The sequence below is a fragment of the Nocardiopsis sp. NPDC057823 genome (assembly GCF_042797335.1).
In the GTDB taxonomy this organism is placed as follows: Bacteria; Actinomycetota; Actinomycetes; order Streptosporangiales; family Streptosporangiaceae; genus Nocardiopsis; species Nocardiopsis changdeensis.
Map to the genome: position 1 here is coordinate 118,409 of NZ_JBHVLR010000004.1, position 22,585 is coordinate 140,993.

At 73.6% G+C, this 22,585-nt stretch carries 16 protein-coding genes; 8 read left to right on the forward strand and 8 right to left on the reverse strand.

Annotated features, from left to right (window positions below; genetic code table 11):
• Positions 1-417 precede the first annotated feature (417 nt).
• Together ACFVNO_RS09280 and ACFVNO_RS09285 are read left to right on the forward strand one after the other, a co-directional pair.
• The gene (locus ACFVNO_RS09280; RefSeq protein ID WP_378891007.1) at positions 418-3,042 is read left to right on the forward strand and encodes an ATP-binding protein; all 2,625 of its coding nucleotides are present in this window, start codon (positions 418-420) and stop codon (positions 3,040-3,042) included.
• Positions 3,023-3,700: a response regulator transcription factor gene (locus tag ACFVNO_RS09285; RefSeq protein WP_355258068.1), complete on the forward strand. Its 678-nt coding sequence runs from the start codon at positions 3,023-3,025 to the stop codon at positions 3,698-3,700. Before ACFVNO_RS09280 ends, ACFVNO_RS09285 begins: the two co-directional genes overlap by 20 nt.
• 33 nt (positions 3,701-3,733) lie before the next feature.
• Here ACFVNO_RS09285 and ACFVNO_RS09290 read toward each other — a convergent pair whose 3' ends face one another.
• Together ACFVNO_RS09290 and ACFVNO_RS09295 are read right to left on the reverse strand one after the other, a co-directional pair.
• On the reverse strand, positions 3,734-4,666 hold the full coding sequence (locus tag ACFVNO_RS09290) for an aminoglycoside phosphotransferase family protein (protein ID WP_355258071.1): 933 nt from the start codon (positions 4,664-4,666) through the stop codon (positions 3,734-3,736).
• A gap of 354 nt (positions 4,667-5,020) precedes the next feature.
• Positions 5,021-5,698 (reverse strand): sirohydrochlorin chelatase, encoded by a 678-nt coding sequence (locus tag ACFVNO_RS09295; RefSeq protein ID WP_220563025.1) that lies wholly within the window; start codon positions 5,696-5,698, stop codon positions 5,021-5,023.
• An 815-nt stretch (positions 5,699-6,513) separates the two neighbouring features.
• On the opposite strand from ACFVNO_RS09295, the gene ACFVNO_RS09300 reads away from it, so the two are divergent.
• From ACFVNO_RS09300 to ACFVNO_RS09310, 3 genes are all read left to right on the forward strand, one after another.
• The gene (locus ACFVNO_RS09300) at positions 6,514-7,329 is read left to right on the forward strand and encodes an aminoglycoside adenylyltransferase domain-containing protein (RefSeq protein WP_355258075.1); all 816 of its coding nucleotides are present in this window, start codon (positions 6,514-6,516) and stop codon (positions 7,327-7,329) included.
• A gap of 55 nt (positions 7,330-7,384) precedes the next feature.
• A complete protein-coding gene (gene def / locus ACFVNO_RS09305) occupies positions 7,385-7,936 on the forward strand; it encodes a peptide deformylase (protein WP_355258078.1) in 552 nt (183 codons plus the stop codon).
• Between the two features lie 187 nt (positions 7,937-8,123).
• Complete coding sequence (locus tag ACFVNO_RS09310) at positions 8,124-9,098, forward strand: hypothetical protein (RefSeq protein ID WP_355258081.1); 975 nt, start codon at positions 8,124-8,126, stop codon at positions 9,096-9,098.
• Here ACFVNO_RS09310 and ACFVNO_RS09315 read toward each other — a convergent pair.
• The 3 genes from ACFVNO_RS09315 to ACFVNO_RS09325 form a co-directional block, all read right to left on the reverse strand.
• On the reverse strand, positions 9,085-10,260 hold the full coding sequence (locus tag ACFVNO_RS09315; protein WP_355258084.1) for an MFS transporter: 1,176 nt from the start codon (positions 10,258-10,260) through the stop codon (positions 9,085-9,087). The two genes, ACFVNO_RS09310 and ACFVNO_RS09315, sit on opposite strands and share 14 nt — an antisense overlap.
• A 9-nt stretch (positions 10,261-10,269) precedes the next feature.
• A complete protein-coding gene (locus ACFVNO_RS09320; RefSeq protein WP_220563030.1) occupies positions 10,270-11,061 on the reverse strand; it encodes an alpha/beta hydrolase in 792 nt (263 codons plus the stop codon).
• A gap of 96 nt (positions 11,062-11,157) precedes the next feature.
• Positions 11,158-13,206, reverse strand: coding sequence for a type II CAAX prenyl endopeptidase Rce1 family protein (locus tag ACFVNO_RS09325; RefSeq protein ID WP_378891016.1), 2,049 nt, complete (start codon positions 13,204-13,206; stop codon positions 11,158-11,160).
• 162 nt (positions 13,207-13,368) lie between these two features.
• On the opposite strand from ACFVNO_RS09325, the gene ACFVNO_RS09330 reads away from it, so the two are divergent.
• On the forward strand, positions 13,369-15,519 hold the full coding sequence (locus ACFVNO_RS09330; protein ID WP_355258091.1) for an elongation factor G-like protein EF-G2: 2,151 nt from the start codon (positions 13,369-13,371) through the stop codon (positions 15,517-15,519).
• 3 nt (positions 15,520-15,522) lie between these two features.
• Here the strand turns inward: ACFVNO_RS09330 and ACFVNO_RS09335 are convergent, their stop codons facing one another.
• Positions 15,523-16,245, reverse strand: a complete 723-nt coding sequence (locus tag ACFVNO_RS09335) for a M48 family metallopeptidase (RefSeq protein ID WP_220565324.1) — start codon at positions 16,243-16,245, stop codon at positions 15,523-15,525.
• Positions 16,246-16,332: 87 nt separating this feature from the next.
• A complete protein-coding gene (locus tag ACFVNO_RS09340; protein WP_355258094.1) occupies positions 16,333-18,075 on the reverse strand; it encodes an amidohydrolase in 1,743 nt (580 codons plus the stop codon).
• Between the two features lie 550 nt (positions 18,076-18,625).
• On the opposite strand from ACFVNO_RS09340, the gene ACFVNO_RS09345 reads away from it, so the two are divergent.
• Positions 18,626-19,798: an acyltransferase family protein gene (locus tag ACFVNO_RS09345; protein WP_378891021.1), complete on the forward strand. Its 1,173-nt coding sequence runs from the start codon at positions 18,626-18,628 to the stop codon at positions 19,796-19,798.
• 96 nt (positions 19,799-19,894) lie between these two features.
• Here the strand turns inward: ACFVNO_RS09345 and ACFVNO_RS09350 are convergent, their stop codons facing one another.
• The gene (locus ACFVNO_RS09350; protein ID WP_355258100.1) at positions 19,895-20,845 is read right to left on the reverse strand and encodes a CDP-alcohol phosphatidyltransferase family protein; all 951 of its coding nucleotides are present in this window, start codon (positions 20,843-20,845) and stop codon (positions 19,895-19,897) included.
• Positions 20,846-21,074: 229 nt separating this feature from the next.
• Here ACFVNO_RS09350 and ACFVNO_RS09355 point away from each other — a divergent pair, with 229 nt between their 5' ends.
• Positions 21,075-22,514, forward strand: coding sequence for a GuaB1 family IMP dehydrogenase-related protein (locus tag ACFVNO_RS09355; RefSeq protein WP_355258103.1), 1,440 nt, complete (start codon positions 21,075-21,077; stop codon positions 22,512-22,514).
• The last annotated feature ends 71 nt before the right edge of the window (positions 22,515-22,585 follow it).

Sequence of the window (22,585 nt, forward strand, 5' to 3'; positions counted from 1 at the left end):
AGGCCGCCGCCGGCACCGGGCGGCGGGCCGTGGCCGGGGACACCGGGGACCCCGAGCGGGCCCGGGAAGGCCGGACCGCCGGGCGGGCCGGGGAAGGAGCGGTCGTCGGGGGGATACGTCATCGGTTCCGCGGCGCCGTTCCGGGCGGATCGGCGCCGCACCTCCTCACCGGGGGTTTCGTCGTTGGCGGGGGCGGCGGGGACCGCCTCCCAGGGGGATACCCGCCCCCGGCGGGAACGCATCCCGCCGGGGCGGCGGGTCCGGGCGGTCCCGGGCGCGGGGGCGCGCACATGACACGGCGTTCCGTGCGGTGCACGAAGCGCTGTCACAGGTTTTCACGGATCGTGCGCCTCCCCCGCCCCACAGGGCCCGGTTTTCCGACCGATACCGGCCACGGAGCGTTCCCGCGGCACGACAATGGATGCCGTGGGACGAGGAAAACTCCGTATCTATCTGGGCTCGGCACCCGGGGTCGGCACCACGCACGGCGCGCTGGCCGAGGCCTGCCGCCGGGCCGCCGACGGCGTCCACGTGGTGGTCACGGCGGTCGACACGCACCGGCGGGAGCGCACGGCGGAGCTGCTCTCCCGGCTGGAGTCGGTCCCGCTCCACCCCTCGGGGTCGGTCGACACCGCGGCGGTGATATCCCGGGCGCCCCGGCTGGCGGTGGTGGACGACCTGGCCGGACCCAACCCGCCCGGCTCCCCCAACCCGACCCGCTGGCAGGACGTCGAGGAGCTGCTGGAGGCGGGCATCGACGTGCTGTCCACCGTGGGCATCCACCACCTGGAGTCGCTCAACGACGTCGTCCACCAGATCACCGGCGTCCGCCCCGACCGCACCGTCCCCGACCACGTGGTGCGCCGGGCCGCCGAGGTCGAACTGGTCGACGTCACCCCCCAGGAGCTGCGCCGCCGGATGGCGCACGGCGACATCCACCCGGCCGAGCGGGTGGACGCCGCGCTGGCCGACTACTACCGCGAGGGCAACCTGGCCGCCCTGCGCGAGCTGGCGCTGCTGTGGACCGCCGACCAGGTGGAGGCGGGACTGGCCCGCTACCGGGGCGAGCACGAGATCCGCCGCACCTGGGAGGCGCGCGAGCGGGTCGTCGTCGCGCTGACGGGCGGGCCCGAGGGCGAGACCCTGATCCGCCGCGCCGCCCGGGTGGCGGCCCGCTCCCGGGGCGGCCACCCCCAGCCCAGCCACCTGCTGGCCGTGCACGTGGTCCCCCCGCAGGGGATCTCCCGGGCGCCCGGCGACGACCTGCTGCGGCAGCGGCGGCTGCTCGCCGAGCTGGGCGGCACCTACCACCAGGTGGTCGCCAACGACGTGCCCACAGGGCTGCTGGAGTTCGCCCGCGGAGTGCACGCCACCCAGATCGTGCTGGGCTCGTCGCGGCGACGCGCCTGGCAGTACATGTTCGGGCCGGGCGTGGGAGCCATCGTCGCCCGCGAGTCCGGCGACATCGACGTGCACATCGTCACGCACGAGGAGGTGGGCAGCGGGCGCTGGCCGCTGCCGCCGCCGGGGCGCGGGCTGGGCGAGCACCGCAGGCTGGCGGGCTGGTCGCTGGCCCTGCTGGCGCCCACCCTGATGTCCCTGGTGCTGGCGCTGCCGCCGTTCACCGACAGCGGCCCGGCCTCCGACGCGATGCTGCTGCTCCTGATCACCGTGTCCACGGCGGCCGTCGGCGGCCTGCGCCCGGCGCTGGTCTCGGCGCTGTGGAGCGCGATCCTGCTCACCGCGCTGCTGTCGCCGCTGCACGGGCGGCCCTCGGTGTCGGTGGACAACATGCTGGCGCTGGTGGCGTTCACCCTGGTCGGCACGCTGGTGGCGATCGTGGTGGAGATGGCGGCCCGCCGGTCGGCGCAGGCGGCGCGGGCCCGGGCCGAGGCCGACGCGGTGACGCTGCTGGCCGGCAGCGTCCTGTCCGGCAACGAGCCCCTGCACGCGCTGCTGCGGCGCATCCGGGAGACCTTCGGGCAGCGGTCGGCGACCCTGCTGGAACGGGTCGACGCCTCCGCCGGGGAGGGGGGCGACGACGAGGGCGGGCCGCTGGACGGCGAACGGTGGCGGCCGGTGCACAGGGTCGGGACCCCGGCGGCCGACTCCCCCGAGGAGGCGGACGTGCTGGTGTCGATCTCCGACACCCTGGCGCTGGCGCTGCGCGGCCGGGTGCTGCCCGCGGCCGACCGGGGGGTGCTGCGGGCGTTCGCGGCGCACATCGGGATCGCCCTGGAGCACCAGCGGCTGGAGTGGGACGCGGCCGAGGCCCGGCGCCAGGCGGCGGGCAACCGGATACGCACCGCCCTGCTGGCCGCGGTCTCCCACGACCTGCGCACTCCGCTGACCTCGATCAAGGCGAGCCTGTCGAGCCTGCGCGCCACCGACATCACGCTGACCGAGGAGGACCGGGAGGCGCTGCTGGAGACCGTGGAGGAGTCCACCGACCGCCTCAACCGGCTCATCGACAACCTGCTCGACATGAGCCGGGTGCACACCGACAGCGTGCGCCCCAAGCTGGGCCCGGTGGGCCTGGAGGAGGTCGTCCCGATCACACTGCTGGGGCTGCCGCACGACGCCGTCACCGTGGACGTCCCCGACTGCCTGCCCCGGGTGGTGGCCGACGCCGGGCTGCTGGAGCGGGCGGTCGCCAACGTGGTCTCCAACGCGGTGCGCCACAACCCCGACCCGCGCATCCCGGTCCTGGTGGCGGCCAGCACCCACGGCGACGAGGTGCAGCTGCGGGTGGTGGACCGCGGTCCCGGGGTGTCGGACGAGGGCAAGCAGCGGATGTTCGAGGCGTTCCAGCGCCTGGGCGACGCGCCGCAGGGCACGGGGGTGGGCCTGGGACTGGCGGTGGCCCGTGGTTTCGTTGAGGCGATGCACGGCACCCTCACCCCCGAGGACACCCCCGGCGGCGGGCTGACGATGGTGTTCACCCTGAGAGCGGTGGACCCGGACGGGGACGGGGCCGCGACCGGTACCGGCGGCACGGACGACGAGAGCACGAGGGGGGCCGATGCGGGTCCTGGTCGTTGACGACGACATCCAGATCATCCGGGCCATGACGATCAACCTGCGGGCGCGCGGGCACGACGTGGACACCGCCGCCGACGGGGCCGCCGCGCTGCGGCTGGCCGCCGACCACAACCCCGACGTGGTCCTGCTCGACCTGGGGCTGCCCGACATGGAGGGGCTGGAGGTCATCCGGCGGCTGCGCGGCTGGTCGCAGGTCCCGATCATCGTGCTGTCGGCGCGGCACTCGGCCGGGGAGAAGGTGCGCTGCCTGGACTCGGGCGCCGACGACTACGTGACCAAGCCGTTCGGGATGGACGAGCTGCTGGCCCGGATGCGGGCGGCCGAGCGGCGGTCGGTGCGCGCGGAGGAGGCCCCGGTGGTGCGCACCGACTCCTTCAGCGTGGACCTGGGCGCCAAGCGTGTGGTGCGCGGCGGCGAGGAGGTGCGGCTCACCCCCACCGAGTGGCACATCCTGGAGATCCTGGCCCGCAACGCCGGTCAGCTGGTGAGCCAGCGCCGCCTGCTGCACGACGTGTGGGGGCCCGCCTACCAGAGCGAGACGAACTACCTGCGGGTGTACATGGCTCAGCTGCGGCGCAAGCTGGAGCCCGACCCGGGCCGGCCCCGGTACCTCATCACGGAGGCGGGCCGGGGGTACCGGTTCGAGAACACGACCTGACCCCGGGCCGGCCGGGGCCCGCCCCGGCCCCGATCAGCGGGCGGGGGCGGGGTCCCCCGCGGCCAGCCCCATGAGCAGGTCGAACTCGTCGGCGCCGAGGTGCCCCCGGTTGATCTTGGAGACGGCCAGGCAGGGGGCGAAGGCGCGCACCCAGAGCATCATGCGCTCGGCGTCGACGTCCATCACGCGGGACAGGACGGACACCCGTCGCTCCACCTCCCCGCTGTCGCCGGCCTTCCACATCGCCCAGTCCACCGCGTCCACGGCGCCGTCGCCCAGGCAGCCGCGCGGGTCCAGCGCGACCAGGCCGCGCTCTCCCCCGTCGATGACGTTGCCGGGGTGGAGGTCTCCGTGCAGGGGGACACCCCCCTCGCGGCCGTTGGCGAGGTCGCGGGCCAGGGCGCGGGCGCGGTGCATGACCGACGCCGGGACGACCTCGCCGGCCGGTCCCTCGGAGCGTTCGCGCTCCCACAGGTCGAAGACGAACTGCACCCGGGAGGTGAGCGGCGGCAGCTCCTGGCGCCGTTCGCGGGACACCTCGGCCGCGTGCAGGTCGGCGATGAGCGCCCCGACCGTCTCCATCTCCGGGACCTCTCCCCGGGCGGCGACGGTGTCGCCCTCCACGCGCTCCATGAACACCGCGCCGTGGCGCGGGTCCAGCCCCCAGACCTGCGGCACCCTCCCGGTCGGCTCCCACAGGCGCAGCAGCCCGGCCTCGGCGACCGCCAGACCGCTGTCCGGGGAGAGCTTGACCACTCCCCTGCGCCCGTCGGCGCCCAGGACGTGCAGGACCACGGAGGTGCGGCCGTGGGGCGCCGCGCCCTCGACGGTGAGCCGCCACTCGGTGGCGAGCTCGTCCACGACGGCGGGCAGTCCGGCCAGCCATTCGCCCACGTGCACGCCGAAGCGCCGTTCCAGACGACGGCGCTGCCGGTCGTCGACGAACTGCGTAGTGACGTCGTTCATACATCCACCTTCGGTCCGCTCACGTCGCTGCCTGCCGGGGTCGAGCCTCCGACGCGCGGGCGTGTCCGGGGCTCCGGGCCGTTCACCGGGTCGTACGCGCCCCCGCGTCCCGGCCGCGGGGTCGGGGAGGGGACGCGTTCCGGGCGGTCGCGCGCTCCGTGGGCGCGGGCGCGGTCCGGGCCGTGCCGCGGGTGCGGGGAGTTCCCGCCCTCAAGGCCCATACCCAGACCCGTCGGAGGGGTAACGGCCCGCGGCCGTCCCCTCGCCGGGGCGTTCTCCCGTTCCGCCGACGCCGTCGCCCTCGGGGGTCATCATGTCACCTCGGGTGAGGTCCGCGCGGTCGTTCCGGACATCTCACACGAGCCGCCCCTTCGCGGCCCGGTGCTGGGCCAGCAGGGTGTCCACGACCAGTTCCGACGGCCACAGCGGCGTGGTGATGGCGGTGACGTCCAGCCCCCGCAGCAGGTCGAAGTCGGGCCCGTCGACGAGCCTCCAGGCGGCGACCGCCACGTTCTCGTGGCCGTCGCGGCGCAGCCGGTCGACCGCGTCGAACACCGACGGCGCCCAGGTGCGCAGGTAGCCGACCTGCACCGGGGAGCCCAGCCGGCGGCTGAGCATGCGGGCCACGTCCATCACGACCTGGCGCTCCTCGGTGCCGGTCGTGCCGTCGGCGGCCAGGACGACACCGTCCCCCCTCCCCCACCCGGAGTCGGACAGGCGGGCGGCCAGGTCGGCCACGATCGAGGGCACCGCGCCCAGGGGCGGGGTGCGGCAGGCGTCGGGCATCCCGCCGAGGCCGAGGCGGGAGAGCAGGTGGGCGCTGGCGACGTCGCCTCCGGCGACGAACGCCGGCACGACCACCTTGGGCCCGCGGACGGAGCGGAGTGCGGCGGCCACCTCGTCGGGGCTGCCGAAGGCGGCCGCGACGGGCGCCTCCCCCCGGCCGGCCACCGCCTCGGCCAGTCCGCACAGGGCCTCACGTCGTTGGGCGTCACGCGAGTCGTCGGCTACGAGAACCATCGTGGGGACCATGCGCGGCTCCTTCGTCGTCTTTTCGGATCGCTGCCGTTCTGCGAGGCTAAAGGGGCACGGTTTCATGGGGGTGGCCCCGTGTTACGCACAGGAAAACAGCGGACAATGGCTGTGATGGTTATCACCAGAGCATCTCTTGGTGAACCATAACAATCGCCGAAAAATTCGGGCGTGTCCACTTCTCGGGACAGTGGTCTACACCTCATCCGGAGCCCCGTCACCCCGGCGCCTCCCGGCGCACCGCGCACACTCCACCCCCTACCTGGTAGGACTTCCCGAAAGTCCGCGCCACGGGGGAGGCCGACCGGAGGAACGCGGGGGACACCGCCCCGGACGGCCCGCCCGAGGCAACGCCGGAATTTACCGGGAAGTTCTCTGGAGAAATTCCCGGCAAAGCAATTCCCATGCATTCGCCTCGTGCCGATGCACGTGCCGCAGAATGTGCGCGCCACACCTCCCGACATAACGCCCGAAATGACACCCGGTACCGATTCGCGGGCCGGTGCCCGAAAAGCGGCCGGAGGGACCCCCGCCCGCGCATCTGATAGCACGTCCCCCGCCGGTGCGTCAAGGGTGCACAGTCCCATCTTTCACCCTGGACCGCGCACCACTCACCCCGTGGGGGCAGGGTGCGAGTGCGGTGCCATCACTTGCCATCGCCCCGAAAGGGGACCCACACTTGAGAAGTGGAGCACTGATGTCACCGCAGGCCCGGGAGCCTCAACGGCCCCGCCCGGCACATCGGCCCCGGAGGTTCCCCCGACTCCGGGTCCCGTGCTCCGCCGGAGCACCGCATCGTCCAGACTGGAGTGAGCATGGCCGTCCACCCTCGGGTACGGACACTCGCGCAGACCTTCCTCGAACACGCCGACCGGGTCTCCCCCGGCCTGGTGGAGGGCCTCTACCTGACCGGTTCGGTGGCCCTGGGCGACTTCCGCCCGCACACCAGCGACGTCGACTTCGTCGTCGTCACCTCCCGGCGCCCCGGCGCGCGGGAGGGCGACCTGCTCCGCCAGGCGCACGCGCGCACCCGCGCCGACATCCCCCGCCCCCAGTTCAACGGCATCCACGTGACCTGGGACGACCTCACCCACGACCCCGCGCGGTGCGGCTCCGTCCCCTCCGTCATCGGAGGCCGGTTCCGCGACCGGGCCGCCGCCGACGTCAACCCGGTCACCTGGCACATCCTGGCCCGCCACGGCGTCACCCTGCGCGGCCCCCACCCGCTCGAACTCGACGTGTGGGACGAGCGCGAGAGCCTGCGCACCTGGTCGCTGGGCTCCCTGGACGAGCAGTGGCGCCGGTGGCGGGAGAAGGCCGGCCGCCTGGTCACCCCGCGCGGCCTCGCCGTCCTGGGGTCCCTGGCCCCCTCCTGGAGCGTGCTCAGCGTCAGCCGCCTGCACTTCACCCTCAAGACCGGCGAGATCACCTCCAAGTCCAGCGCCGGCGCCTACGCCCTGCACGCCTTCCCCGAGAGATGGCAGCGCATCGTCAACGAGTGCCTGCGCGTCCGCCGGGGCAGCGGCGCGCCCTCCCTGTACGAGAGCGCCCTGGCCCGCCGCCGGGCCGCCCTGGACTACATCGAGATGGTCCTGGACGACGCCCTGCGCCCCGGCCTGGCCGCCGCCTGAGGCCCCGTCGCGGGCGGCCGGAACGCCCGCGTGGCGCAGCGACTACCCTGTGGGCATGACCCTGCGCCCCATCGTCCGCTTCGGCGATCCCGTCCTCGTCACCCCGACCACGCCCGTCACCAAGTTCGACCGGCACACCGAAGCCCTGGTCAAGGACCTGCTGGACACCGTCGACGCCCCCGGCCGCGCCGGAGTGGCCGCCACCCAGATCGGGGTGGGCCTGCGGGTGTTCAGCTACAACGTCGAGGGGCGCATCGGCTACGTCATCAACCCCGAGCTGACCGAGCTCTCCGAGGAGACCCAGGACGGCGAGGAGGGCTGCCTGTCCATCCCCCGGCTCTGGTACCCCACGCAGCGGGCCATGCGCGCGGTCGTCACCGGCGTGGACCTGCGCAACGAGCCGGTCACCGTGTCCGGGGAGGGCCTCATGGCGCGCGCCCTCCAGCACGAGACCCAGCACCTGGACGGGGTGCTGTACATCGAGCGGCTCACCCCCGAGCTGCGCAAGCAGGCGCTGCGCGACATCCGGCGCTCAGACTGGTTCATGCCGCAGGAGGAGCCCCGGCCCGCGGGCCCGCTGCCCAGTGCCTTCGGCGGAATCGGCTGAACCCGGGGCGAAGGGGTCACTCCGGTCCTCCGGTACGGGTATCTTCGGACGCATCCCCGCACACTCCCCCACAGTCCCGTGAGTCAACGCACTAGGCATGTAACGCCACGATCTCATAGGGTCGGCTGAGCATCCTCCGCCACGGTGCCCCCCGCCCGGATGCCCCCTGACCTCTCTCGGAGCAGACATGACACCCACGCCCCGTTCACGGCGCGGTAGGCGCGCCGCGCTGTCGCTGGCGGCCGCCGTCGCCGCCCTCGCCGTCGCCCTGCCCGGAACGGCCCTCGCGGAGCCGGACGACGACGAGGTGGACATCGAGGAGCTGGAGCGGCGAGCCGAAGAGCTCGAAGAGACCTACCAGGGCGAACTGCTGCAGTTCACCGAGATCAAGGAGCGCGTCGAGAAGGCCGAGGAGGACCTCCAGGAGATCGAGGAGCGGCTCGAGGGCTCCCGGTCGGGGGTCTCGGCCATCGTCTCCACCCAGTACAAGACGAGCAGCAACGGCTTCGACCCCGCGTTCTCCGTGATCTTCTCCAGCGACCCCCAGGACGTGTACGGGGACGCCGCCACCCTCACCTACCTCGGCGAGAGCCAGGCCGAGCAGATCTCCGGCCTGATCGAGACCCGCGACGAGGCCCAGGAGGTCCGCGACGAGCTCGAGACCGAACTCGAGGACGCCGAGGAGCTCATCGAGGAGCTGGAGGAGAACAAGGAGGAGGTCGCGGAGAAGATCGAGGAGTACGAGGAGTCACAGGTGCCCGACCCGCCCGCGGGCGGCGGCACCGGCGACATCCCGCAGAGCGCCGTCGGCAGCGGGTGGGAGCAGACCACCCCCCGCATGGCCGCGATCCGCGACGAGATCATCCGCAACGTCGGCGTCCCGCTCCCGGTGGGCTGCTGGCGCGGCAGCGCCGACGACCACGGCGAGGGCCGGGCCTGCGACTTCATGGTCAGCTACGGCACCCACCCCTCCGCGGACAACCAGGCGTGGGGGCAGCGGATCGCCGACTACGCGATCAACAACGCCGACCGGCTCGGCGTGGAGTACGTGATCTGGGAGCAGCAGATCTGGCACTCGGGCAACCGCTCGTGGCGGTTCATGAACGACCGGGGCAGCATCACCCAGAACCACTACGACCACGTGCACATCACCGCCTACTGACCCGTGCCAGGGGCAGGACGGCCGCCAGCGCCACGGCCAGCACCGCGAAGGCGGGGCCGTAGCCCAGCGTCTGGATGAACAGGCCCAGGGCCATCGCCCCGGCCCCCGCCCCGGCGTCGTAGCCGATGTTCCACACCGCGCTGGCCCGACCCTGACCGGTCGGGCCGGCGCGGTTCAGCATGAGGGTGACGGTCTCGTTCTGGACCGCGCCGAACCCCAGGCCGAACAGGGCGGCCCCGGCCAGGACCCAGCCGGCCTGGCCCCACAGGCCCACCGCGATCAGGGCGGTGCCGCAGACGGCGGCCGCCATCCCGGGGAGCAGCAGCAGGGTGCGGCCGTAGCGGTCGTAGGAGGCCCCGGCGCTCCACCGGCCGACCACCACCGTCGCCGCGTAGGCCGCCAGGGTCGTGCCCACGAGCCAGGGGGTGTCGGCCAGGGGCACCGCGACGAAGGTGACGACGGCCCCGGCCGACGAGGCGGTCAGCAGCATGAGCACCAGCGGAGCGGCCAGGGAGGCGCCGCGGCCGGCGGCCGCCGGCGAGCGCGGCGCGGCGCTCAGCAGCGGGCGGTTGCGGCCGCCGTCGGCGAACCAGATGCCCGCCGACAGGGCGGCGCCGATCAGGGAGCACAGGCCGGTGAGCCAGAACGCGGTGTCGAAGCCGAGGTCGAGTGCCAGGGCGACGCCGCCCGGCAGGATGAGGACCTGCGGCAGGCCCACCGCCAGCCCGTAGTAGCCGGTGGCCCTGCCCACCTGCTCGGGCGGGACCAGCCGGGCGGCCAGCGCCGTCCCGGCGACGCTGGCCATGCCGAAGCCCACCCCGCGGACCGCGGAGATCGCGATGAGGGGGGCCAGGTCGGTGCTGAGGGCGAACAGCGGGGCGGGCAGGCCCATGATGAGCGAGCCGACGGGGAAGGCCCAGCGGTAGCCGCCGTGGTCGAGTATCCGGGGCATGGCCAGCTGGGTGAGGACGGTGGTGAGCATGAACGCCGCCGTGGTGCTCCCGGCGCCGAACTCCCCCGCCCCGCCCCGGACCGCCCACAGCGGCACCAGGGGCAGGACGGCGGCGAAGCCGCACAGTCCGACGGCGGTGGCGACGATGAGCAGGGCGAAGCCGCGGCCTCTGAGGCCCGGGGCCGCACCGACGGGAGATGAGGGGATCATCCTCCCTTTTTAGCCCATGTACTCCGTCTCGGGGAGGTGCTCCCGCAGCCAGGAGCGCAGCCGGAGCGCCAGCTCCGGGGACACGGCGGGCTCGGCGTGGCCCATGCCGGGGACGAGCCACAGCTCCTTGGGCTCGGCGGCGGCCTCGTAGATGGCGGTGGCGTGGGAGGTGGGGAAGTAGGTGTCGGCCTCGCCGTGCACGACCAGCAGCGGGGTGGGGGCGATGTCCCCGGCGATCTCGCGGGGTTCGGCGGGCCGGGTCTGCCAGCCGCGGTCGTCGACGCGGACCTTGCGGAAGCTGCGCAGGAAGAAGCGGCCCGCGGTGCGGCCGACGCCCAGGTGGATCAGACGCATCCTGCGGGTGCCGCGGTAGTACCAGCGGCTCGGCGCGCTGATGGAGACGGCGGCGACGACGCCCTTGTAGACCGCGGCGTGGCGCACGACGACGGCGGCGCCCATGGAGAAGCCGACCGTGGCGATGGAGGTGTAGCCCAGCCCCCGCAGGTGGGAGACGACGGCCTCCAGGTCGTGGATCTCGGCGTTGCCGACGGTGCTGTGCCCCCCGGAGCCGTGGTGGCCGCGGAAGTCGAAGGTCATGACGTCCGCGATGGAGCCGAGCGATTCGGCGATCGCCCGGGTGTGGGGGCTGCGGTAGCTGCCGGTGAAGCCGTTGGCGAGCACGACGGCGGCGGTGCGGCCGGGGGCGCCGCGCAGCAGCACGGAGTCGATGCCGACACCGTCGGCGGTGGTGAGCCAGTAGCGGTGGGAGGTCGGCTGCGGGTGGTCGATGGCGTCGGACACACTCCCATCGTGCCCGATCCGTCCCGTTCGGAAAACCCGCCCCGGGTGTGTCGGACACGACGCCCGGGCCCGGAACGGATGCTCCGGGCGGCTCGGTCAGCGGTCGCCGAAGCGCCGGTCGATGCGCTCGTCGGGGTAGAGCGGGCGGTTCCCGTCCCCGTCGGCGGGGTCGCCGCCGAGGAAGTCGCCGTCGTACCCGCCGAGGGTGTCGCCGCCCCACGCGGGACCGGCCGTGTGGGGGCCGGTGCCCGTACCGCCGAACGACGGCGCGCCCCCGGCGGAGGCGTCCCACGCGGGGGCACCCGCCTGCGGGCCACTGTGCGCACCGGCACCCGGGCCTGACACAGGAGCCCCGGGGGCACCCGACTGGAACTGCGGACCGCCGAACGAAGGCGAACCCTCGGCAGGCGTGCCCCACACCGGAGCCACGGGGTGAGGACCGGTGCCCGGCATCGGAGCACCCGCCCCGGGGGCGGCAGGACGGAACTGTGGACCGTCCGGCGCCGAAAAGCCCCCGGTGGAGGAGTCCCACGCAGGAGCACCCGACCGCGGACCACCGAACGACGGCGACCCCTCAGCGGGGGTACCCCATGCCGGAGCAGCGGGGCGGGGTCCGTCCGGCGACGGCGAGCCGCCGGTGGGGGCATCCCACGCGGGGGCACCCGGCTGCGGACCGCTGTGCGCACCGGCGCCCGGGCCCGACACAGGGGTCCCAGGAGCACCCGACTGGAACTGCGGACCACCGAGGGACGGCGAACCCCCAGCGGGCGTACCCCACGCGGGGGCGCCCTGCTGCTGGCCACCGAACGACGGCGAAGCCTCGGCAGGCGCACCCCACTCCGGAGCCGCAGGGCGAGGACCGGTGCCCGGACCACCGAACGACGGCGCACCCCCGGCGGAGGCGTCCCACGCGGAGGCACCCGACTGCGGACCACTGTGCGCACCAGCGCCCGGGCCCGACACAGGGGTCCCAGGAGCACCCGACTGGAACTGCGGACCGCCGAACGACGGCGAACCCCCAGCGGGCGTACCCCACGCGGGAGCAGGCGAGTGAGGACCGGTGACCGGCGTCGAGACATCGGCAACAGGAGCGCCCGGCTGGGACTGCGGGCCGCTGTGCGCACCGGTGCCGGGGCCCAGTGCGGGAGTCCCGGGGGCATCCGGCCGGAACTGCGGACCGCCGGACGACGGCAAGGCCCCGGCGGGGGCGGCCGGGTGGGGGCCGGTGCCCGGGGGCGGCGGGGCGAGGGGGGATTCGAGGGCCGGGCTCCCGTGCGGAGGGGTCGCGGGGGCGGAGCCGTCGTCCCCTCCCCCGTCCTCGTCCTCGTAGTCGTCGTAGGCGTACGACTCCTCGCGGAGCGCGGCCGGGGGGAAGGCCAGGGAGCGCAGGTTCAGCGCCACGTGGACCAGGACCGGCACCCAGAGGCTGCCCGTGCCCAGGTACAGCACCACGAAGAGGGTCCCCGACGCCCCCGCGCTGACCAGCCCCCACCAGCCCTGGTACAGGTAGGCCACCGCGAAGAGCAGCACCGACAGCACCGCGCCGAACCACAGGGGCACGCCCATGCTCGCCAGCAGGACGATGAACAGCCCCCGGTAGAGCAGCTCCGCGCACAGGCCGCCGGTCACCGCGGCGCCGACCGCGGCCAGGCGCTCGTTGCGCGTGTAGGGGATCAGCAGCCACCGGTCCCGCTCGGGTTCGGGCAGGGACGCCGGCCGGTCCGCGGCCGCGCGGCGGCCGCCGCGCTTGCGCCCCTTCGCCCCGCCCTGGGGCAGCCGGCCCCGCAGCCACGACGGCAGGCCGTTGACCAGCACCCACAGGGCGGCCAGGGCGAGCAGTCCGCCCAGGGCTCCGCCCACCACCGGCCCCAGCGCGTGCGGCAGCCGGAACCCGAGGTCGGCCGCGGCCAGCCCCGGGGAGGTGAACAGCACGGCCACCACCAGCACGCCCCACAGCGCGTGCACGCCCATGGTCACGGCGTGCACCCTGACCAGCGCGTTCGCGTCCGTGTCACGGCGGCGCGACAGCCAGGCGAAGGCCCGCCTGCCGAGATAGGGCTCGCCGAACGCCGCGAAGAAGAGCAGCAGGACCGTCAGCAGGGTCCCCGCGAGGCTGAACTGAGGAAGTGTCTCGGACCATGGCACGGGGCAATAGTAGGGGTCCGAAACGAGTCATAGAGCACATCCCGGTCATCGTCCCCTTGTGGTTATCCCGGCCAGGGGCGACCGTAGAGAGAGTGTCACAGGTCACATAGGGGTCGGTGGCCGGCCGGCCCCGGACGGATCCCGAAGGGCAGGGCAGTGGGGATGGTCGATCGAGCCGTAGACGTACCGAGGGCCGCAGGGCCCGCGCAGATCCGCAACATCGCTCTGGTCGGACCGGCCGGCGCCGGGAAGACGAGCCTGGTCGAGGCCCTCCTCTCCGCCGCCGGGACGATCCACCGGCCCGGCAGCGTGGAGGAGGGCACGACCGTCAGCGATCGTGACGAGGTCGAGATCCGCCAGAAGCGCTCGGTGCACCTGACCGTCAACCCGGTCATGGTCGGCGACGTCAAGGTGAACCTCCTGGACACCCCCGGCTACGCCGACTTCATCGGCGCCATGCGCGCCGGGCTGCGCGGCGCCGACGCCGCCCTGTTCGTCGTCTCCGCCCTGGAGGGCGTCGACGGCCGCACCCGGGTGCTGTGGGAGGAGTGCGCCGCGGTGGGCATGCCGCGCGCGGTCGCGGTCACCAAGGTGGACCACCCCCGCGCCGACTTCGAGGACGTGGTCGCCCAGTGCCGCGAGGCCTTCGGCGGCGGCGTCCACGCCGCCTACCTCCCGGCATTCGAGGGCTCCGGCGAGGACCGGCGGCTGGTCGGCCTGTGGGGCCTGGTCTCCGAGCGCTACCACGACTACGACTCCGCCGGGGGCGGCACCCCGCCGGAGAACCTGAGCGACCGGGCCGCGGCGCTGCGGGAGACCCTCGTGGAGGAGGTCATCACCGAGAGCGAGGACGAGGTCCTCATGGAGCGCTACATGGAGGGCGGCGCGCTCGACCCGGACCTGCTCATCGCCGACCTCCAGAAGGCCGTGGCCGCGGGCGGCTTCCACCCGGTGCTGGCGATCGGCACCACCACGGGCGTGGGCGTGCGCGAGCTCCTGCGCGAGCTGCCGGTCTCCTGCCCGGACCCGACCCGCCGCCCCTTCCCGGAGGTGGTGGACCCGCAGACCCGGCCGGTGCCCGGCCTGTCCTGCGACCCGGACGGACCGCTGGTGGCGGAGGTGCTGGCGACCGCCAGCGACCCGTACGTGGGCCGCACCAGCCTGGTCCGGGTGTTCTCGGGGACCCTGTCCCCTGACTCGGTGGTCCACCTGCACGGCCACGGCGTCCCGTCGGGGCTGACCGGCTCGGACGAGCTGGACACCTCGGGCCGCGACGAGCGGGTGGGCGGCCTGTCGGTGCCGGTGGGCCGGGACAACCACCCGGTGGGTGCGGTGGGCGCGGGCGACGTGTGCCTGGTGGCCAAGCTGCCCGACGCCCGCACCGGTGACACGCTCTCCTCGCCGGAGCGCCCGCTGCGGGTGGCGCCGTGGCGCTTCCCGGAGCCGCTGCTGCCGGTGGCGATCTCCGCCGCGTCCTCCGCCGACGAGGACAGGCTGTCGCACTCGGTGGCGCGGCTGGTGGCCGAGGACCCGTCGCTGCGGGTGGAGGTGAACCCGGAGACCCACCAGATGGTGCTGTGGACCCTGGGCGAGGCGCACCTGGACGCGGCGCTGGACCGGCTGGAGCACCGGTACGGGGTGCGGGTGGAGACCGGCGAGGTGCGCGTGCCGCTGCGCACCACGTTCTCCTGCCCGGCCGAGGGCATGGGCCGCAACGTCAAGCAGAGCGGCGGCCACGGCGAGTTCGGCATCTGCCGGATCAAGGTGGAGCCGCTGGAGTCCGGGGCGGGCCTGGAGTTCGTCGACAGGATCGTGGGCGGCGTGGTCCCGCGCCAGTACATCCCGTCCGTGGAGAAGGGCGTGCGCGCCCAGATGGCCGACGGCGTGGACGCCGGCTACCCGCTAGTGGACATCCGGGTGACCCTCTACGACGGCAAGGCCCACTCGGTGGACTCCTCCGACATGGCGTTCCAGAAGGCGGCCCGGCTGGCGCTCAAGGACGCGGCGGCCGCCGCGGAGCTGGCGATGCTGGAGCCGGTGGACTCGGTGGAGGTCGAGGTCGACGACGAGCTGTTGGGGACCGTGATGAGCGACCTGTCGGCGCGCCGCGGCCGGGTGGTGGGCTCCGAGCCGGCCCCGGGCGGCCGGGCGGTCATCCGGGCCGAGGTCCCCGAGCTGGAGATCACCCGCTACGCGGTGGAGCTGCGCTCGCTGTCGCACGGGACGGGCGTGTTCACCCGCCGCTACCTGCGCCACGAGCCGCTGCCGCCGCAGGTGGCGGCCAGGCTGCCCCGGCGGCGCGACGACGCCTGAGCGTCAGAACACCCGCCCGGGCCGGCCGCGGTCGGCCAGGGCGGCGAACCTGAACGTGTTCACGGGGTGGCCGGACAGGAGGTTGACCAGGAGCACGAAGAACCCGGCGTCGGTGTGGGCGCGGTCGGCGATGTCCTGGAAGTCGACGGAGCGGTACAGGTACTTGCCCGCGGCCATCACCCGGAAGCCCTGCACGCCCTCGGGGCAGAACGCGTAGGCGTGGTTGTCCGCCGTGTACTCCTGCGCCCGGCCCAGGCTGCTGCCCACCCCGGGGATGACGTTGGCGACGGAGATCCCGAACTGCCGCCAGAACGACGTGTGCCCGGCGGCGATGTGCCCGACCTCGTGCCCGATGAAGAACCGCAGCGCGTCCGGGTCGCCCAGCCGCACGCCCACCTCGAACAGGTCGCTGTTGACGGCGACGTAGCGCCGCGACCCGTGCCCTGAGGCGAAGGCGTTCAGCACCCCGTTGCCGGGCACCACGTACGCCTCGGGCACCTCCCGCATCCCGAACGCCCGCGCGGCCTCGACCACCATCCGGTGCGCCTCGGGGAACTGCTCCTCGGTGATCCGCACCCCGTTGACCCGCTGGCGCGCGTACAGCTGGCCGCGCACGAAGTACACCAGCGCGGGGATGCTGAGCAGCAGCAGCGGCTCGTTGGGGTCGCCGGAGTAGGCGCGACTGACCGCCCCCGCCACGGTGAACAGGGTCACTCCGACGCACATCACCAGCAGCGGGATCTCCCGCGGGTGCCGCAGGGGGCGGACGCTCCCGGGGTCTCCCCAGCTGCGGGGGAGGACCCCCACCCCGGGTCAGTAGCGGTGGTCGGGACCGGGCCGCTCCTCGTCCGGCCCGGGGGGCGGCGCGTGGTGGGCGCTGCCCTGGGGCGGCGGTCCGCCGAACGCCGGGCCCGCCGGGGGCCGGCGCGGCTCCTCGTCCTCGTCGAGGAACGCGGCCATGTCCGCGGAGAGGGTCGACTCCTCGACCTTCTCGTTGCGCCACTCCTCGCGCAGCTCCTCGTCCTGGGCCTGGAACACGGCGCCCATGTCGGCGTCGTGGGTGGAGTCGGCCGCCTTGGGCGGCGCGTCCCAGGAGGAGGCCAGGAAGGCGCTGTCGTAGGCGTCGTTGCCGTAGTCGCCGGCCTCCTGCGGCCCGGAGGGCGGCCCGGCCGGGTCGATCGCGGGCTCCTCGGGCGCCGGGCGCACGTCGGCGGCGGGCACGGGCACCGGCACCGGGGCGTCGTCGGGCGCGGGGCCGGGGAACACCGAGCCGGCGGGCGCGGGGGCGGGGGCGCCCTCGCGGTCGCTGCCCAGGTAGGACAGGGCTGCGACGGTGAGGGCGGCCAGCCCGGCCCGCAGGGCGGGCTCGCGCGCGGGGGCGAAGAACGGCGAGTGGTTGCTGGGCACGTTGCCGAGCTTCTCGTAGGGCGTGTCGCCGGGGGCGGCGTCCCACACGTCGTGCGGGGTGGCGCCGACGAACCAGAACACGTACGGGATGGGCTGCGGGTCGTCGGGCAGCCCGAAGTACCCGAAGTCCTCGGTGGCCGGGGACGGGTCGGGCAGGTGGATGACGTACTGGTCGCCGAAGTAGGCGCGGTGGGCGGCGGCGACCGCGGACACGGTCTCGGGGTCGTTGCGGGTGACCCCGGCGCCCTGGAAGCGCTCGATCTCGGGCTCGCGGGCGGCGCCGGAGGCGGCGGCCTCGGCGCGCACGATGCGCTCGATGGACTCCTCCAGCCGGGCGGCGACCGCGTCGTTGAGGGCCCGGGTGTTGATCTCCAGGTAGGCCTCGTCGGGGATGATGTTGGCCTTGGTCCCGGCCTGGATGCGGCCGACGGTGAGGACGGCCATCTCGCTGGGGCTGACCTCGCGGGACACCACGCCCTGGAGGCGGGTGACGATGTTGGCGGCGATCAGCACCGGGTCGACGGCGGTGTGCGGCTGGGAGGCGTGCCCGCCCTCGCCGTGCACCCGGATCCGGTAGGAGGCCGAGGAGCCGAGGATGACCCCCGCGCGGTGGGAGATGAGCCCGGCGGGCTGGGGGCCCAGGTGCTGGCCCAGGACGACGTCGGGGCGGCCGAAGCGCTCGAAGAGGCCGTCGGCCAGCATCCTCTGGGCGCCGTCGAGGGTCTCCTCACCGGGCTGGGCGACGATCATCACGGTGCCGGACCATTCCTCGCGGGTCTCCGAGAGGAGGTCGGCGGCTCCGACCAGGCAGGCGGTGTGGGCGTCGTGGCCGCAGGCGTGCATGACGGGGACCTCGGTCCCGGTCTCGTCCTCAGCGCGCAGGGTGCTGGCGTAGGGCAGCCCGGTCTTCTCCTCGACGGGGAGCGCGTCCATGTCGGCGCGGAGCATCACCGTGGGGCCGGGCCCGTTGCGGAGGATGCCGACGACGCCGGTGCCCCCGACGCCCTTGTGGACCTCGTAGCCGGTGCGGGTCAGCCATTCGGCGACGCCGCTGGCGGTGCGGTGCTCCGCGTGGGAGAGTTCCGGGTTCTTGTGGAGATCGACATAGAACCCCTCCACGAGGGGGAAGAGCTCGTCGAGGAGTCGCATGACCACTCCCCCGTGCTGGGCTGCACGGTTGGGGTCCACCGCGTGCGGCACGGTATTCCACCGCCTTCTTCAATACTCGACCGGGCCTGTCGCGCCCGGCGGGCGCCACCTGACGGCACAGCTTATCGGCGCGACCGTCACGCACCCACACTGACATGTTCGTCCCGGTCCGCACCACCGCCGGGGTCCCGAAGTGCGGCCAGGCGACTCGGATGGGTTAAGGTCTGCACACGGAACGGCGTCTTCGCACCCGAAACATGCTCACGTGTCACACGGGTCATTCCGCTCCCCGTTCGCACCAAGGAGCGGGCAGAGACCGGGAGAAGATTCCGCCGAAATCCGGAGAACCGCTGGCGCACCTTCTTACATCACAGTAGGGTAACGCAGCACGATCCGATTCATCCGATGTTCCGGTGCCCCCCTCGCGCGCCACGCGGCACCGCAACGCCCGAACGGCGTGGAACCCCCGCCCGAGTCCCGGAGCGGAACCCGTCGACGCACACGCCCCTGTGAAGTCCACCGACCCCGGAGTCCACTCGTGGCCTCATCCATGACCAGACCGGAAACCGACCGCACGAAGCCCGGGCCCGGCGCCGCCGCCCCGGCCGGCGCAAGCACGGCGGCCGGGGCGCCAGGCACGGCCCCGTACCGCGACGCCCGCCTGGACAACGCCAAGTTCCTCCTGATCGTGCTGGTCGTCGTCGGCCACGCGATCGAGCCGCTGCGCGACATCCCGGCCGTCAGTGCCCTGTACTACTGGATCTACTTCTTCCACATGCCCGCGTTCATCGTGATCAGCGGGTACCTGTCGAGGTCCTTCGACGGCTCCTCCAACCGCGTGGAGAAGCTGGTCCTGACCGTCGCCGTCCCCTACCTGATCTTCTGGACGATCCACCAGTCCATCTACACCGTCGAGCGGGGCGGCCTGGGCGACTCCCTGTCGCTGCTCAAGCCGACCTGGACCCTGTGGTTCCTCGTCGCCCTGTTCCTGTGGCGGCTGAGCGTGCCGGTGTGGAAGCGGCTGCGGGCGCCGGTCCTCATCGCGTTCGCGATCTCGCTGTTCGCCGCCACCACCAGCCTCAGCGACACCCTGTCCCTGGGCCGCGTGGTGAGCTTCCTGCCGTTCTTCGTGCTGGGCCTGAGCCTGCGCCGCGAGCACTTCCTGTGGCTCGACAGGCTGTGGCTGCGCCTGGCCTCGCTCGTCGTGCTGGGCACCACCGCCGTGCTGGCCGTGCCCATCTCCGACCGGCTCAGCAGCGACTGGCTGTTCTGGCGGGACAGCCTGACCGACCGCGACATCGACCCGCTGATGCCGAGCCTGGGCATCCGGCTGGCCTTCATGGGCCTGGCCCTGGCGATGACCGTCGCGTTCCTGGCGCTGACCCCCAAGAGGCGGACCTGGTTCACGGACCTGGGCGCCTACACCCTGTACGTCTTCCTGGGCCACTCGGTGGTGTTCATCCTCCTCAAGGCGTCGCCCTGGTACGACGTCATGGACAACCTCACCGGCGCGGCGATCACCGTCGGCGTGGGCCTGGCGGTGGCGCTGCTGCTGTGCACCCCGTGGGTGCGGGCGGCCATGCGCTGGGCGGTCGAGCCGCAGATGTCCTGGTTCCTCAAGCGCGAGGAGCCCACCCCGGCCCCGGCGGCCTCCCCGGCCCCCGCCGCGGACGGCGGCGGGCAGGGCGACGGGAACCGGGAGAAGCCGGTCGCGGGGGTCTGACCCCCGGTCCCCGGCACGGCGGACACGACGGGGAAGGGGCGGTGCGCCGGTGCGCACCGCCCCTTCCCCGTCCCCGGATCCGGCAGGACCCGCAGATCAGCTGCCGCCGACCCGCTCCTGCTGCGGGACCGCACCGGCGGCGATCAGCTCGCGGCGGCGCACCTCGAAGCGGCGGGTGTCCTTCCACAGGCGGGCGACCAGCACGACCTCGAAGAAGCCCAGCGCCAGCACGGAGAACACGGCGATCGGGATGATGAGGCTGTTCAGCGGGGTGAACAGGGAGACCAGCACCGTGACCGGGGCGACCACGCACAGGAACATCTCGTACTCGATACCGCTGAACAGGTGCGGGCGCACGCGGTGGCTCAGCAGGAAGTGGCGCACCCGGCCGTAGAGCCCGCTCGGCGCCGGGGCCTGCGCCGGGACGGCCGCACCGGGCACGGAGTCGCCCTCGTCGTCCTCGGGGCCTCCGCCGCCCAGGACCGAGGCGGCGTCGGCGCGCAGCGTGTCGGTGTCGCCGGCCAGCTCGGCCAGGGTCTGGTTCATCCCGCGGCGGGTCTTGGCGACCTGGGAGCCGTTGAGGTAGCGCAGCAGGTCGAAGAACACGATGACCGGGGCCGCGATCAGGTAGGCGACCTGGTCCGTCACCAGCCACTGGCCGATGAGCAGTGCCATGACGCAGCCGAAGAACCGGATGCGGTCGAACACGAAGTCGACCCAGCTGCCGAAGACCGTGCCGGTGCCCTTCAGGCGGGCGATCTTCCCGTCCATGCAGTCCAGCACGAAGCTGAGGTGGAACAGCAGGGCGCCCAGCACCATCCAGGCCCAGTCTGCGCCGATCCCCGACACCGGCATGACGAAGCTCACCGCGGACAGCAGGCCCAGGACCCCCGCCCCCAGGGTCAGCTGGTTGGGGGTGATGTCGGTGCGGTTGGCGGTCCACACCACCAGTCGACCTGCGAGCGGGTCGACCAGGAAGACCGTCCACCAGGCGTCCTTCGCCTTGTAGGTCTCTTCCTTCACCTGCGCGAACGTGAAACGCGGCATGCGTGTGTCTCCAGGGAAGCGCCGCCCCGCACCCGCACCCTGCGACAGCGGTCTGCCAGGGGCCGGGGGAGGGGCCGTGTCAGCGGGAATCGAGTCATCATGCCAGATGGGGGGTCGTCCGAGCCAATCGGTGACGGCATACTTGACTGGTAAGAGGGGGATCAACAGGCGGCCGTGTGCGCTGGCACCGGATGGTCCACCCCCTTCGGTCTCGACCGAGGTAGAGGCATTGCGTTTTCTCAACGACCAGGCGCCCCAGCAGGACCTGACCTACAGCGACGTGTTCATGGTCCCGAACCGGAGCGCCGTGGGCTCCCGGCTCAGCGTGGACCTGTCCTCGCCGGACGGCACCGGCACCACCATCCCGCTGGTGGTGGCGAACATGACGGCGGTCGCGGGCCGCCGGATGGCCGAGACCATCGCCCGGCGCGGCGGTGTCGCGGTCATCCCGCAGGACATCCCCATCGAGGTGGTCTCCGACGTCATCGCCTGGACCAAGCAGCGGCACCTGGTCCACGACACCGCGATCACCCTGAACCCGGGCAGCACCGTGGGCGAGGCCCTCAACCTGCTGCCCAAGCGGGCGCACAACGCGGTCATCGTCGTCGACGAGGCCCGCCGCCCGGTCGGCGTGGTCACCGACGCGGACTGCGCGGGCGTCGACCGCTTCTCCCAGCTGCGCGACGTCATGTCCACGGAGCTGGTGACCATCCCGGTCGACACCGAGCCCGAGGCGGCGTTCGCGATCCTGCACGACTCCCGGCACCGGCTGGCGCCGGTGGTGGACGGCGGCGGCGCCCTGGTGGGCGTGCTGACCCGCACGGGGGCGCTGCGCTCCACCCTGTACAAGCCGGCCGTGGACGACCGGGGCCGCCTGCGGGTGGCCGCGGCCGTCGGCATCAACGGCGACGTGGCGGGCAAGGCCGCCGACCTGCTGGCCGCCGGGGTGGACACCCTGGTGATCGACACCGCGCACGGCCACCAGGAGAAGATGCTGTCCGCGATCGCCAAGGTGCGGTCGCTGTCCCCGTCGGTGCCGATCGTGGCGGGCAACATCGTCACCGCGCAGGGCACCCGCGACCTCATCGAGGCCGGGGCCGACATCGTCAAGGTCGGTGTGGGCCCGGGCGCGATGTGCACCACCCGCATGATGACCGCGGTGGGCCGCCCCCAGTTCTCGGCGGTGCTGGAGTGCGCGGCGGCCGCGCGCGAGCTGGGCGGCCACGTGTGGGCGGACGGCGGCGTGCGCCACCCGCGCGACGTGGCCCTGGCGCTGGCGGCCGGCGCGTCCAACGTGATGATCGGCTCCTGGTTCGCGGGCACCTACGAGTCGCCGGGCGACGTCATGCGCGACGCCGAGGGCCGCCAGTACAAGGAGAGCTTCGGCATGGCGTCGGCGCGCGCGGTCCGGCTGCGCACCGCCGACGACTCGCCGTTCGAGCGGGCCCGCAAGGCGCTGTTCGAGGAGGGCATCTCCACCGGCCGCATGTACCTGGACCCCGAGCGCCCGGGTGTGGAGGACCTGATCGACCAGATCATCGCGGGTGTGCGCAGCTCCATGACCTACGCGGGCGCGAGCTCGCTGGAGGAGTTCCACGAGCACGCCGTGGTCGGCGTGCAGAGCTCGGCCGGCTACGCCGAGGGGCGCCCGGTGCCCACCAGCTGGTGACCCGCCGCCGCGGGTGAACCGACGGACCCCGGGGAGGCGCCGCGGCGCCTCCCCTCTCGCGTCCCCGGGGC

Bases quoted from the DNA above. Each gene is read 5' to 3' on its own strand.
- ACFVNO_RS09280 (WP_378891007.1), top strand. From the start codon at position 418: ATGGATGCCGTGGGACGAGGAAAACTCCGTATCTATCTGGGCTCGGCA.
- ACFVNO_RS09285 (WP_355258068.1), top strand. From the start codon at position 3,023: ATGCGGGTCCTGGTCGTTGACGACGACATCCAGATCATCCGGGCCATG.
- ACFVNO_RS09290 (WP_355258071.1), bottom strand. From the start codon at position 4,666: ATGAACGACGTCACTACGCAGTTCGTCGACGACCGGCAGCGCCGTCGT.
- ACFVNO_RS09295 (WP_220563025.1), bottom strand. From the start codon at position 5,698: ATGGTCCCCACGATGGTTCTCGTAGCCGACGACTCGCGTGACGCCCAA.
- ACFVNO_RS09300 (WP_355258075.1), top strand. From the start codon at position 6,514: ATGGCCGTCCACCCTCGGGTACGGACACTCGCGCAGACCTTCCTCGAA.
- def (WP_355258078.1), top strand. From the start codon at position 7,385: ATGACCCTGCGCCCCATCGTCCGCTTCGGCGATCCCGTCCTCGTCACC.
- ACFVNO_RS09310 (WP_355258081.1), top strand. From the start codon at position 8,124: ATGACACCCACGCCCCGTTCACGGCGCGGTAGGCGCGCCGCGCTGTCG.
- ACFVNO_RS09315 (WP_355258084.1), bottom strand. From the start codon at position 10,260: ATGATCCCCTCATCTCCCGTCGGTGCGGCCCCGGGCCTCAGAGGCCGC.
- ACFVNO_RS09330 (WP_355258091.1), top strand. From the start codon at position 13,369: ATGGTCGATCGAGCCGTAGACGTACCGAGGGCCGCAGGGCCCGCGCAG.
- ACFVNO_RS09335 (WP_220565324.1), bottom strand. From the start codon at position 16,245: ATGTGCGTCGGAGTGACCCTGTTCACCGTGGCGGGGGCGGTCAGTCGC.
- ACFVNO_RS09340 (WP_355258094.1), bottom strand. From the start codon at position 18,075: ATGCGACTCCTCGACGAGCTCTTCCCCCTCGTGGAGGGGTTCTATGTC.
- ACFVNO_RS09345 (WP_378891021.1), top strand. From the start codon at position 18,626: ATGACCAGACCGGAAACCGACCGCACGAAGCCCGGGCCCGGCGCCGCC.
- ACFVNO_RS09350 (WP_355258100.1), bottom strand. From the start codon at position 20,845: ATGCCGCGTTTCACGTTCGCGCAGGTGAAGGAAGAGACCTACAAGGCG.